Origin of the sequence: Stappia sp. 28M-7 (genome assembly GCF_014252955.1) — a bacterium.
Lineage (GTDB): Bacteria > Pseudomonadota > Alphaproteobacteria > Rhizobiales > Stappiaceae > Stappia.
Genome location: NZ_JACMIA010000001.1, coordinates 2,127,955 through 2,141,103 on the forward strand (window position 1 = coordinate 2,127,955; position 13,149 = coordinate 2,141,103).

At 66.2% G+C, this 13,149-nt stretch carries 7 protein-coding genes; 5 read left to right on the plus strand and 2 right to left on the minus strand.

All coding sequences use genetic code 11. From position 1 onward, the window contains the following. The first annotated feature begins 21 nt into the window (after positions 1-21). The 5 genes from H7H34_RS09250 (at position 22) to H7H34_RS09270 (ending at position 5,850) form a co-directional block, all read left to right on the plus strand. A complete protein-coding gene (locus tag H7H34_RS09250) occupies positions 22-828 on the plus strand; it encodes an extensin family protein (protein WP_185925020.1) in 807 nt (268 codons plus the stop codon). A gap of 282 nt (positions 829-1,110) precedes the next feature. Beyond that, positions 1,111-2,940 (plus strand): PHA/PHB synthase family protein, encoded by a 1,830-nt coding sequence (locus tag H7H34_RS09255; protein ID WP_371811373.1) that lies wholly within the window; start codon positions 1,111-1,113, stop codon positions 2,938-2,940. 107 nt (positions 2,941-3,047) lie between these two features. Then, positions 3,048-4,064, plus strand: a complete 1,017-nt coding sequence (locus H7H34_RS09260) for an ABC transporter substrate-binding protein (protein ID WP_185925021.1) — start codon at positions 3,048-3,050, stop codon at positions 4,062-4,064. A gap of 65 nt (positions 4,065-4,129) precedes the next feature. Then, positions 4,130-5,095, plus strand: a complete 966-nt coding sequence (locus tag H7H34_RS09265; protein WP_120268396.1) for a FecCD family ABC transporter permease — start codon at positions 4,130-4,132, stop codon at positions 5,093-5,095. Further along, positions 5,092-5,850, plus strand: coding sequence for an ABC transporter ATP-binding protein (locus H7H34_RS09270; RefSeq protein ID WP_185925022.1), 759 nt, complete (start codon positions 5,092-5,094; stop codon positions 5,848-5,850). The genes H7H34_RS09265 and H7H34_RS09270 overlap by 4 nt, the downstream gene beginning before the upstream one ends. A 105-nt stretch (positions 5,851-5,955) precedes the next feature. Here the strand turns inward: H7H34_RS09270 and H7H34_RS09275 are convergent, their stop codons facing one another. After that, positions 5,956-11,523 (minus strand): putative Ig domain-containing protein, encoded by a 5,568-nt coding sequence (locus tag H7H34_RS09275; protein WP_185925023.1) that lies wholly within the window; start codon positions 11,521-11,523, stop codon positions 5,956-5,958. A gap of 476 nt (positions 11,524-11,999) precedes the next feature. Next, positions 12,000-12,830 carry a phage tail protein gene (locus H7H34_RS09280; protein WP_185925024.1) on the minus strand — a complete coding sequence of 277 codons (831 nt, stop codon included), beginning with the start codon at positions 12,828-12,830 and terminating at the stop codon, positions 12,000-12,002. Positions 12,831-13,149: the final 319 nt, after the last annotated feature.

A 13,149-nucleotide genomic window follows, 5' to 3' on the forward strand; every position in this document is an offset into this window, starting at 1 on the left:
GCCGCCGCTCTGCTGCTCGCCATGACGGCCTCCGGGGTCGGCGCCAAGGCGCCGTTGCCGCAGCCAAGACCCTACCAGGCCGCCCCCGCGCAGGACGGGCGGGGACAGGCAGAGGATATCCCGGCGCACAAACCGGCAGTCGCCGGTGCCGCAGACAGCGCGGCCCTGCCGCGCCCCAAGCCGCTTGTCCCCGGTTTTGCGTCCGCCGGCCCGGCGGGCGATGCCGGGAACAGCCACTTCGCCTCCGCACCCGCGAGCGGGGACAAGCCTGCGCCGGACAGCGAGGCCGTCACCGGGTGTATCGAGGCCCTGCGCCGGGTCGGCGCCACCTTCGAGCGGGTGCCGCCCGTCCCGGGGGCGGGCGCCTGCGGCATCGAGGACGCGGTCTCCGTCTCGGCGGTCGGCGGCATGGCGCTGGTTCCCGAAGCCGTGCTCTCCTGCGAAACGGCGGCCGTTGCCGCACGTTTCGCCGCGCAGGTCATCGCACCGCTGGCCAGCTCCACCCTCGGCTCGGACGTGGCCCAGATCCGCGTCGCGGCCTCCTATCATTGCCGGGGCCGCAACCGCATCGCCGGAGCGCGGCTGAGCGAGCATTCCTTCGGCCGGGCCATCGATATTCGCGGGCTCATTCTGGAGGACGGGCGGGAGTTCGCCGTCGCCCCGCGCCAGACCGGCGGCGATGCGCGCGCTGCGACGAAGCTCCAGAAAGCGCTGCGTGCTGCGGCATGCGGACCCTTCACCACCGTGCTCGGGCCCGGCTCGGACGCCTATCACAACGATCACTTCCATCTCGACACCAAGCCGCGTCGTTCGCCCTATTGCCGCTAACTTGTTGAAGGTGAAAGACGCCTTGCACGCGCCGTGCGTCCGGAGTGGGGCAGGTTCGAAAATCGAAATGGAAACATGATCTTGCCGGACATTCTTGAATCTGAATTTCGTTCGAGAATGTCGTAAGATGCCCAGCACCTGAGCTCCGGGTGACCGGCGGGGGCATAGCGCTTTCTCCAGGCGGGGCTGACACAGATCAAGGCGCGCCGCCCGGCATCTGTCAGGATCAAGCTTCGGTCTGCGGACCGCACCGTCCCACGCCCAGCGTTTTTCGAGGCCGCCGTGACCAAGCCTGCGCAAAAGAAAACGGAACTCCTTGCCGGGACCGCCCTTGCCGCGGTCGGCACTCCGCCGGCCGTGCCGCCGGCGGTCGTGCGAGGCCCGCAGGAGCCTGCCCGCCATCTGCACGAAACGATGGATCGCAGCGTGCGCGCCGCCGTTGCGCGGGTGACCGGCGGGCTTTCGCCGCATGCCTTCATGGAGGCCTGGAGCGACTGGGCGCTGCACATGAGCCGGGCGCCCGGGCGCCAGCTGGAGCTGCTTGAACGAGCACAGGAAAACGCGCTGAAACTGGCGGCGGCCTGCATGCCGGGTGCCGAGGGCGAGGCGAGCGCGCCCTTTGTCCCGAAGGATTTCGACCACCGTTTCGAGCATCCCGGCTGGGAGCAGATGCCGTTCCGCGTCTGGAAACAGGGCTTTCTTGCGGTTCAGGACTGGTGGGACCACGCGACCGACCGCCTGCGCGGGCTGGAGGAGCAGGATGCCAACCGCACCCGCTTCATGGCGCGGCAGATGCTCGACCTCGTCTCGCCCTCCAACTTCCCCTTGACCAATCCGGAGATCATCGAGGCGACCGTCCGGCAGGGCGGGCGCAATTTCGTGGAAGGGGCGACGCATTTCTCGCAGGACATGGTCAAGACGCTGACCCAGCGCCACGACCCGCCGCCCGAGGGCTACAGACTGGGCACCGACCTCGCGTGCACGCCCGGAACGGTCGTTTACCGCAATGATATCATTGAGCTTATCCAGTATGCGCCGGCGACCGGGACGGTGCAGGCCGAGCCGATCCTGATCGTTCCGGCCTGGATCATGAAGTACTACATCCTCGACCTGTCGCCGCGCAGCTCGATGGTGAAATACCTCGTCGAGCAGGGCTTCACGGTCTTCATGATCTCCTGGGTGAACCCCACCGCCGAACAGGCGGACCTGTCGCTGGAGGACTACCGCACGCGCGGCGTCATGGCCGCGCTGGACGCCATTTCGACCATCGTTCCGGAGCGCCGCATCCATGCCGTCGGCTATTGTCTCGGCGGCACGATGCTGGCGATTGCCGCGGCCACGATGGCGCGCGACTGCGACGAGCGCCTTGCCTCGATCACGCTGATGGCCGCGCAGGTGGATTTCGTCGAAGCCGGGGAATTACTGCTCTTTCTCGACGAGAGCCAGGTGGCGTTCCTGGAGGATATGATGTGGGACCAGGGTTACCTGGACCGCCCGCAAATGGCGCGCACCTTCGCCGCGATCCGCGCCGAGGACCTGATCTATACCCGCGCCGTGCGGCGCTATCTGCTCGGCCAGGACGATCTTCCCACCGATATCGGTGTCTGGAACGGGGATACGACGCGGATGCCGGCGCGCATGCACTCGCAGTATCTGCGCGGTCTGTTCCTTGAAAACCGGCTCACCGCCGGCCGTTTCGCGGTCGAGGGGCGGGTCATCGCCCTGAAGGATATCTCGGCGCCGATGTTCGTCGTCGCCACCGAGACCGATCACATCGCCCCGTGGAAATCCGTCTACAAGACCCAGCTTTTCACCAACAACGACCTGACCTTCGTGCTGACCAAGGGCGGGCATAATGGCGGTATCCTGAGCGAGCCGGGCCATCCGCGCCGGCACTATCGCCTGTCGCATCGCCCGGCCGGCGCCCATTATTCCGGCCCCGACGGCTGGCAGGAGCAGCACCGGCCGCGTCCCGGCTCCTGGTGGCCGGAATGGTCTTCCTGGCTTCTTGCCCGCAGCAGCGGAGAGGGGATACCTCCGGCCATCGGCGCGCCGGACAAGGGGTTACCCCCGCTCGAGCCCGCTCCCGGCAGCTATATCCATTTGGCCTGAGGGCCAGTTGGGGAAGGGGATAAAAAACATGAGTGAAATACTCTTGAATTAGCTCTCCCGTCGGAGTAGCTCTCGCGCATCCCCCTCAGATGCGCGGACTAATCCTCATGTCTTTCAGACTTCCCCTTGCCGCAGCCACGCTCGCTCTGGCCTCTCTTGCCCTCTCGCCGGCCCAGGCCGAGCCGACCAGCTATCCGCTGACGATCACCAATTGCGGTGTGGAGGTCACGATCGAGAAGGCGCCGCAGCGGGCGGTTGCGCTCGGCCAGAACAGCGCGGAAATCCTGCTGCTGCTGGGACTTGAAGACCGTCTCGTTGCCTCCGCCTTCTGGCCGACCAAGGTGTTGCCGGAGCTCGCCGAGGCGAACGAGAAGGTGAAGCTGCTCACCGTGGAACTGCCGACGCTGGAGTCGATCCTGGCACAGGAGCCGGACTTCATTGCCGCCCAGCTGCCGTTGCTGCTCGGGCCTGACAGCAAGGTGTCCAAGCGCGAGGATTTCGATACGCTCGGGATCCCGAGTTACCTGGCTCCGGGCATCTGCAACACGCGCAAGGACACCGGCGACTTCTATGGCAGCCGCCAGCAGCTTTGGAACATGGACCTCCTGTACCAGGAGATCGAAGAGCTTGCGCGGATCTTCGACGTTGCCGACCGCGGCGAGCAGCTGATCGCCGAGTTCAAGAAGCGCGAGGCGGACCTGCGTGCCCGTTTCGGGAACAACCCGGACCTGACCTTCCTGTTCTGGTTCTCCAGCCCGTCGGTGGCTGACAATGCCTATCTCGGCGGCAAGAACGGCGCCTCCGGCTTCATCGCCGATGTGCTGGGCGGTCGCAACGCCATCACCACCGAGACCGAATGGCCCACCGTGGGCTGGGAAGGCATCATCGCCGCCAATCCGACGGTGATCGTCGCGGCCTCCCTCGACCGTGATCGCTGGGATCTCGACAAGGTGGAAAACAAGATCGCCTTCCTGAAGAACGATCCGACGGTCAGCCAGATGGAGGCCGTGAAGAACGGCTATATCGTCACCATGAACGGGGCGGCGATGAACCCGACCATCCGCACCATCTACGGCGCGGAGGAAATCGCGGTCCAGCTCGAGGCGCTCGGGCTGCTGAAGTGAGGATATCCCCGTCCAGGGCGAGCCTGCGGTTCGCGGTATTGCTCGTGGGGGCGCTGGCAATCCTGATGCTGGCGATCGCCACGGCGGTGGGGATAGGCGAGATGCATATCCCGCTGCGAACCGTCGTGCTCGCCGTGACCAACCAGTTCGGCTGGACCTCAGCGGAGATCAGCCGCATCCAGGCCAGCGTCATCTGGGACCTGCGGCTCAGCCGTGCGCTCGTCGCCGCCCTTTGCGGCGCGGGCCTGGCTATGTGCGGTGCTATCCTCCAGTCGTTGCTGCGCAATGCGCTGGCCGAGCCCTATGTGCTCGGCATCTCGGCCGGCGCCTCCACGGGGGCCGTCGCGGTCATTATCCTCGGTGTCGGCGCAGGCGCGGTCACGCTCTCGATGGGCGCCTTTGCCGGGGCGCTGGCGGCCTTCGTCTTCGTGGCGGTCCTGTCTGGCGGCGGGCGGGGCGGGGCCGACCGTACCATCCTGTCCGGTGTCGCGGCCGCCCAGCTTTTCAATGCGCTCACCGCCTATGTCGTCACCACCTCGGGCAATGCGCAGCAGGCGCGCGACGTGATGTTCTGGCTGCTGGGGAGCCTCGGCGGCGTGCGCTGGCCGGAGTTCCAGTTGCTTGCCGTGGTGATCGCGCTCGGTCTTGGCATGTGCATCTGGTATGCACGCGCGCTCGATGCCTTCACATTCGGCGATGACGCCGCCGCCTCCATGGGCATACCCGTGGAGCGAGTCCGCATTATCCTCTTCACTGTCACCGCGGTGATGACGGCGACCATCGTCAGCATGGTCGGGTCCATCGGCTTCATCGGCCTGGTCGTCCCGCATGCGGTGCGCTTCCTCATCGGGCCCGGCCACATGCGCTTGCTGCCGGCCTGCTTGCTGGTCGGCGCCGTGTTCATGGTGCTGGCCGATATCGTCTCGCGCAGCATCATGGAGCAGCAGACCCTGCCCATCGGCATCGTCACGGCTCTGGTGGGCGTGCCGTGTTTTGCGCTGATCCTGTACCGCGCGAGGCCTGCGACATGAGCGTGCGTGCCGAAAATCTGGTGTGGCGCGTCGGGCGCAAGACGATCGTCGACGACGTGTCGTTCGATGTCGAGCCTGGCAAGGTGCTCGGGCTGCTGGGGCCGAACGGCTCGGGAAAGTCGTCGCTGCTGCGCCTGCTCGCCGGGCTGCGGCGCCCGGCGTCCGGCCGCGTGCTGCTCGACGGGACGGATATCGCGCGCACCGGCCGCCGGGAGCTGGCGCGGCGCGTGGCGCTGGTTCAGCAGCACGCCGCGACCGATGTGAACGTGACGGTGGAGGATGTGGTGCGCCTTGGCCGCACGCCGCATCGCGGTCCGCTTGCGGCCTGGAAGCCGGCCGATACCGAGGCCGTGGACACCGCTCTGGAACAGGTCGGCATGACCGGGTTTCGCCGCGAGGCTTGGCAGAGCCTGTCGGGCGGCGAGCGCCAGCGTGTCCACATCGCCCGCGCACTGGCCCAGCAACCGCGCGAGCTGTTCCTCGACGAGCCGACCAATCACCTCGACATCCAGCACCAGCTCGAGTTGCTGCGTCTCGTCGCGCAGCTGGGGCTGACGACGATCGTCGCGCTGCACGATCTCAACCATGCGGCGATGTTCTGCGATCGGCTGCTGGTGCTGCACCGGGGACAGGTTGTCGCCAGCGGCGTGCCCGCCGACGTGCTTACCCCCGATCTGCTCCGCGAGGTCTTCCGCGTGGATTGCGACTTCCTGAATTCGGACGACGACGTCCTGCGCATCCTTTTCAGGAAATAGCGCCTTTACACAAAGCAGGAGCTTTTCGGAAAAGCGTGGCTGCATAAGCCGCGCCAGCGGTCGTGCCGCCCCGTCTCGCCGCCCGTTTCCGTCCCGCTGTCCGGTTCAGAACCGGACAGCAAAGCCCATCCTGCCGCCGGCCGAGGCCTGGCCATCTCCCTCGATATTGAAGAGGAGTGCGCCGTCCAGGCTCCACATGCCGCCATTGGCGAGTTCCACACCCGCGCCGACCGATCCGAACGCCCCGGATCCGCCAAGACCCGCGAAGCCGCCCGTCAGGGCTATGCTCGGGGTCACGACCATGCCGTCTTCGAGGATAAACTGCCGGGCAAGCTCGGCGCCCAGGCTGACGCGCAGCTGTTCGACCGTGAAGCCGTCCATTCCCACGACGTTGCCGGCAGCGTTCCTGACGCTGTAGTCGTCGATCTTTTCCGACAGGTAGACTGCCCGCAGCTTGGGCGCCAGCGTCGTCGCTTCGTCGAGCTGCCACACCCCGGACAGCGATGTATCGAACATCCACCGGCTGGTGTCGAACTTGCCGTCCCAGAACCGCGTGTCGATATCGTTCGACGATCCGCCGTAGAGCAGGCTGGTATCCCAGAACACGCCGCGGCCGAGTTCGAACGAGGCATAGGGGCCAACGAACCAGCCGTTGCCCGTCAGCCGCGCATCGTCGCGGGTCGGATCGCTCATCCGGTCGAAGTGGAAGGAGACGCCGATGAGGGCGCGCTCAGACAGCAGATAGTCCGCACCGGCCGAGAACAGCGCGAAGGTGCCCCAACGGCTGTCGTTCGCATTGCGATTGTGCACGGCGAAGGTGCCATCGACCCACACGTTGAAGGCGGACGTATCGACACCGAGGCTGCGTTCGATCGCGTCGCTCGCCGCGGACATCTGCGCCAGGCTGGTCGCGAACCCGAGGGTCACTCCCTGCGAGGAGGGCATCATCCGCATGTTGATGACATCGCGCGCCGATTTCATCTGCCGCCGCTCGCGCAAACCCGGGATCTTGATCGTGGAGCTCAGCAGGTTCTGGCGCGTCTGGACGAAATCATGGACCAGCCCGTGGACTTCGTTGGCAACGGCCTGCGGATCGTAGCCCAGGGAGTAGACCACCGTGCCCACATTGGACGTGCCGAGCGAACTGGTGAGGGTGAAACGCACCCGCACCTGGCCCGAATAGGTCGGGTTCGGCGTGAACTTCAGATAGAAGCCGACCGGAGCGGGGGCGCTGTCGAGCTGTGCGAACTCGCCATAGACGATCTGGGCCGTGCCGCCATTGGCCGGCTCGACCGAGACGATGGCCGCGGATTGGAATGGTCCACCCGTCGCGCCGCTCGTCAGGTTGACGTTCGGCGGCGTCGAGCCCGGCGGCACGGTCACGTCCTTGTCACTCACCGTCACGGTCTGTTCGTCGACGGTCAAGGTATAGGCTGCAGAACCCGTGACGTTGTTGGCATCGCGCGCCTGGATCGTGAAGCTGTAATTGCCCTCGGTATCGGGATCCAGCGGGCCGTTCAACTGGCCGGTCGAGATGTTGAGCACCAGGCCATCTGGAAGACTTCCCGAGGCGACGCTGTAGATATACGGCGCCGTGCCGCCGCTGGCGGTGATCGAGGTGGTGTAGTCCTCGCCGGCAGTTGCTTGCGGCAGCGCACCTCCGGCCGGCGTGAGCGCAATGACCACCGGCGCCGCATCGACCTGAATGGAGTAGGCGGCGTTGCCGGTGTCGCTGTTGGCGTCGGTCGCGGTGACCGTGAAGCTGGCTGTCTCCGCCGTGGTCGGCGTTCCGGTGAGAGCACCGTTCGAGGCGAGGGTCAGGCCGTCGGGCAGGGCGCCTGCGGTCACCGCATAGGTATAGGGCCCCGTGCCGCCGGAGGCGGAGAACGTCTGGCTGTAGGCGGTTCCCACCTCGCCATTGGCAAGGCTGCCGGCGGCCGGGCTCAAGGTGATGGTGACGGGCGCTGCATCGACCTGGATGGAGTAGGCGGCGTTGCCGGTGTCGCTGTTGGCGTCGGTCGCGGTGACGGTGAAGTTGGCGGTCTCCGCCGTGGTCGGCGTTCCGGTGAGAGCACCGTTCGAGGCGAGGGTCAGGCCGTCGGGCAGGGCGCCTGCGGTGACCGCATAGGTATAGGGCCCCGTGCCGCCGGAGGCGGAGAAGGTTTGGCTGTAGGCGGTACCCACTTCGCCATTGGCAAGGCTGCCGGCCGCCGGGTTCAAGGTGATGGTGACGGGCGCGGCATCGATCTGGATGGAGTAGGCCGCATTGCCGGTGTCACTGTTGGCGTCGGTCGCGGTGACCGTGAAGTTGGCGGTCTCCGCCGTGGTCGGGGTACCGGTGAGGGCGCCGTTCGAGGCGAGGGTCAGGCCATCGGGCAAGGCGCCAGAGGTCACCGCATAGGTGTAGGGCCCGGTGCCGCCGGAGGCGGAGAAGGTCTGGCTGTAGACGGTTCCGACCTCGCCATTGGCAAGGCTTCCGGCCGCCGGTGTGAGCGCAATGACCACCGGTGCCGCATCGACCTGGATCGAGTAGGCCGCATTGCCGGTGTCGCTGTTGGCATCGGTCGCGGTGACCGTGAAGTTGGCGGTCTCCGCCGTGGTGGGCGTTCCGGTGAGGGCGCCGTTCGAGGCGAGGGTCAGGCCGTCGGGCAGGGCGCCAGAGGTCACCGCATAGGTATAGGGACCCGTGCCGCCGGAGGCGGAGAAGCTCTGGCTGTAGGCGGTTCCGACTTCGCCATTGGCAAGGCTTCCGGCGGCCGGGCTCAACGTGATGGTGACGGGTGCCGCATCCACCTGGATCGAGTAGGCGGCATTGCCGGTGTCGCTGTTGGCGTCGGTCGCGGTGACCGTGAAGCTGGCTGTCTCCGCCGTGGTCGGGGTGCCGGTGAGAGCACCGTTAGAGGCGAGGGTCAGGCCGTCGGGCAGGGCGCCTGCGGTGACGGCATAGGTATAGGGGCTCGTGCCGCCGGAGGCGGAGAAGGTCTGGCTGTAGGCGGTTCCGACCTCGCCATTGGCGAGGCTTCCGGCTGCCGGTGTGAGCGCAATGACCACCGGCGCGGCATCGACCTGGATGGAATAGGCCGCATTGCCGGTGTCGCTGTTGGCGTCGGTCGCGGTGACCGTGAAGTTGGCGGTCTCCGCCGTGGTCGGGGTGCCGGTGAGAGCACCGTTAGAGGCGAGGGTGAGCCCGTCGGGCAGGGCGCCTGCGGTTACCGCATAGGTATAGGGACCCGTGCCACCGGAGGCCGTGAAGGTCTGGCTGTAGGCGGTTCCGACTTCGCCATTGGCAAGGCTGCCGGCGGCCGGGCTCAACGTGATGGTGACAGGTGCCGCATCCACCTGGATCGAGTAAGCCGCATTGCCGGTGTCGCTGTTGGCGTCGGTCGCGGTGACGGTGAAGTTGGCGGTCTCCGCCGTGGTCGGCGTACCGGTGAGAGCACCGTTCGAGGCGAGGGTCAGGCCGTCGGGCAGGGCGCCCGCGGTGACCGCATAAGTGTAGGGACCCGTGCCGCCGGAGGCCGTGAAGGTCTGGCTGTAGGCGGTTCCGACCTCGCCATTGGCAAGGCTTCCGGCTGCCGGTGTGAGCGCAATGACCACCGGCGCGGCATCGACCTGAATGGAATAGGCGGCGTTGCCGGTGTCGCTGTTGGCGTCGGTCGCGGTGACGGTGAAGTTGGCGGTCTCCGCCGTGGTCGGCGTTCCGGTGAGAGCACCGTTAGAGGCGAGGGTCAGGCCATCGGGCAGGGCGCCCGCGGTGACCGCATAAGTGTAGGGACCCGTGCCGCCGGAGGCCGTGAAGGTCTGGCTGTAGGCGGTTCCGACCTCGCCATTGGCAAGGCTTCCGGCTGCCGGTGTGAGCGCAATGACCACCGGCGCGGCATCGACCTGAATGGAATAGGCGGCGTTGCCGGTGTCGCTGTTGGCGTCGGTCGCGGTGACGGTGAAGTTGGCGGTCTCCGCCGTGGTCGGCGTTCCGGTGAGAGCACCGTTAGAGGCGAGGGTCAGGCCGTCAGGCAGGGCGCCTGCGGTCACCGCATAGGTGTAGGGACCCGTGCCGCCGGAGGCTGAGAAGGTCTGGCTGTAGGCGGTTCCGACCTCGCCATTGGCGAGGCTTCCCGCCGCCGGCGTGAGCGCAATGACCACCGGCGCCGCATCGACCTGGATGGAATAGGCCGCGTTGCCGGTGTCGCTGTTGGCATCGGTCGCGGTGACGGTGAAGTTGGCCGTCTCCGCCGTGGTGGGCGTTCCGGTGAGAGCACCGTTCGAGGCGAGGGTCAGCCCGTCGGGCAGGGCGCCTGCGGTCACCGCATAGGTGTAGGGCCCGGTGCCGCCGGAGGCGGAGAAGGTCTGGCTGTAGGCGGTACCCACTTCGCCATTGGCGAGGCTTCCGGCTGCCGGTGTGAGCGCAATGACCACCGGCGCCGCATCGACCTGGATGGAATAGGCCGCATTGCCGGTGTCGCTGTTGGCGTCGGTCGCGGTGACGGTGAAGTTGGCGGTCTCCGCCGTGGTCGGGGTGCCGGTGAGAGCACCATTCGAGGCGAGGGTCAGGCCATCGGGCAGGGCGCCTGCGGTCACCGCATAGGTGTAGGGCCCGGTGCCGCCGGAGGCGGAGAAGGTCTGGCTGTAGGCGGTACCCACTTCGCCATTGGCGAGGCTTCCGGCTGCCGGTGTGAGCGCAATGACCACCGGCGCCGCATCGACCTGGATGGAATAGGCCGCATTGCCGGTGTCGCTGTTGGCGTCGGTCGCGGTGACGGTGAAGTTGGCGGTCTCCGCCGTGGTCGGGGTGCCGGTGAGAGCACCATTCGAGGCGAGGGTCAGGCCATCGGGCAGGGCGCCAGCGGTCACCGCATAGGTGTAGGGCCCGGAGCCGCCGGAGGCGGAGAAGGTCTGGCTGTAGGCGGTACCCACTTCGCCATTGGCGAGGCTTCCGGCTGCCGGTGTGAGCGCAATGACCACCGGCGCCGCATCGACCTGGATGGAATAGGCCGCATTGCCGGTGTCGCTGTTGGCGTCGGTCGCGGTGACGGTGAAGTTGGCGGTCTCCGCCGTGGTCGGGGTGCCGGTGAGAGCACCATTCGAGGCGAGGGTCAGGCCATCGGGCAGGGCGCCAGCGGTCACCGCATAGGTGTAGGGACCCGTGCCGCCGGAGGCCGTGAAGGTCTGGCTGTAGGCGGTTCCCACTTCGCCATTGGCAAGGCTGCCGGCGGCCGGGCTCAAGGTGATGGTGACCGGGGCGCCCGCAGAACAGGACACGGTTAGTGTCATCGTTACAGGAACGTCCGGGGCCGATGCCGATTTGTTCACGACGACTTCAAACGCGGCAAACGTCCGGCCCGCCGAGAAGGTATAGGTTCCGGCATCCGAAATGTTGGCGTTGGTCGTTGTCGCGTCGTGGTGATCCCAGTCGTCGAAGTTTCCGACGTAATAGTTCGCGTAGGTGGGGCTGCCCTGGGTGCCGCTGCCGACAGCGCTCCAGGTCACGGTTTCGCCAACGTCGAGGCTGTCATATTCCCGGTAGAACTGAGAGGTGCCGTCCGCCGTGGTGAGCGTTCGGCCTGTACCCCAATCGCTGCTGATCTGCGAACAGGAGGCAGAGAGTGCGTGGGCGTCGATGGTGCCGGCGCACAGAGCGAGCCAGACGGTCAGGACAAGGAACGAGAACTGCACAAGCAGCCGGCGTGCCGTTCGAGACCCGGCACAAGTCATTCGAGCGTGAGAGGTGTCGTTCGTGAGCGCTGATGCCGCCCTCGCAAAGGTTGTGGGCTGGGGGGAGCATGCGCCATCTCCTGCTGTCCCATACCTGCTGGTTCCAGTTACCGGCCGTGTGCCCCGCATGCCCTGTCCCGTCAATTTTGAGGATGTATCCTCGTGAGGGCAGCTTTCTGAAATTGCGACGATTATGCGGGCCTTGCGCAATAATCCGGACCTCCGAGGCGATCTTCGTCACGACGGGTGAGTCAGGGGAAAGTGGCCCGCTCCTTAAATCGCTGGCCTCCTTATGGGAGGTGAGAGCGCTTGATCTCGATGCAACCAGAATCTGCAATTCAATCATTTCTTGAAGTGCTTCGGGCGTACGGTCAATGGCGGTAAACCATCGACCGTACAATTTATAGGTGCTGTGTCGTTATGGACGCATAGGATTATTACGGACGCGGCGGATAGAGCCCGTTGATCATGATGCAGTAGGTCATTGCCAGCGATGGCGACTGATTGCTGAAGGTGATGCCGTTACCCGTGTTGCCCACCGTGACGACACCTCCGGTGATGCCCGTCGGAACGGTAAAGCTGACGGGGCCATGGCCGGGGGTGCCGGTCAACTGGACGTCGAGGCCGCTCAGCGGAATGTCTGTCGCTGTGCTGGTGGAGGGAACATAGATGTATGCGGCCTGGGTGCCCGACGACGGAGCCTTGCCCAGATAGGAATCTGCCGCGAGGGTGCCGCCTCCGGTTTCGTCCTTTGCATTGAGTGCCGCACTAACCCCGAGCGTGCCCGGGCTCCCCGGCACGTTGACCGAAACCATGCCTCCGCCAACGCCGGTGAATGTCGCCTGATGATTGTGCGGCGGCAGGTTGGAGACAGTGAGCGTGGTGGTGGGCTGGCCGGACAGGCTTGCGAACGGCTGCGGCAACAATCCGGCACCTGCGCCGTAGTTGATGATCGCCCGGCCGCGCAGGTCCGGAAGAGCGAACTGGCCGCTCTGCGGAGACCCGCCGTACTGGGTGCCGATCAGGCTGTAGAGCGCCTGGTTGCCGTTGATAGCTATCAGCCGCCCATCCGCCGGCAGCCAGTTGTTGGGACACCAGTTGAAGGAAAAGGCACAGACGGAGCCGATGTAGGATTCGTCGTTGCAGGCCATTGCCGGTGCGGTAGTGCCGAGGACGACCATGCCTCCACCAAGACCGAGTGCTCCGGCAAGGCCGAGCGCGGAGAGGCCGCGGGCGACGGTGCGAGGCAGGCGAGTTGCGTTCCTCATGCTAATCTCCTTTTGGTTGGTGGCGGTCGAATCATGCGTCGTACGCTGGATCGCCGTCTTTTACCCTACGAAATTTCTACCCAAAGTTATAAAGATAAAAATATGCAACCGATTGAACGGGGGCGGAATGTGCCCTCTCGCAGGTGGCCGAAGAAGTGCCGAAAGAGCCGCGCGGCACGCTTCACGTGGCTGCCGAAGGCTGCAGGCCCGCGGAGGTCGCCGTCCGCGCTCTACCGACCGGCCCCCGCTACAGGTCGCGGGCCGTACACTCCGCGACGATCTCATCGCTCACCTGAAAGCTTGGCCCTCCCGGGCGACG

What these genes read in the sequence shown, in the direction of transcription:
- H7H34_RS09250 (WP_185925020.1), top strand. Translation starts at nt 22, where the DNA reads ATGACGGCCTCCGGGGTCGGCGCCAAGGCGCCGTTGCCGCAGCCAAGA.
- H7H34_RS09260 (WP_185925021.1), top strand. Translation starts at nt 3,048, where the DNA reads ATGTCTTTCAGACTTCCCCTTGCCGCAGCCACGCTCGCTCTGGCCTCT.
- H7H34_RS09265 (WP_120268396.1), top strand. Translation starts at nt 4,130, where the DNA reads ATGCTGGCGATCGCCACGGCGGTGGGGATAGGCGAGATGCATATCCCG.
- H7H34_RS09270 (WP_185925022.1), top strand. Translation starts at nt 5,092, where the DNA reads ATGAGCGTGCGTGCCGAAAATCTGGTGTGGCGCGTCGGGCGCAAGACG.
- H7H34_RS09280 (WP_185925024.1), bottom strand. Translation starts at nt 12,830, where the DNA reads ATGAGGAACGCAACTCGCCTGCCTCGCACCGTCGCCCGCGGCCTCTCC.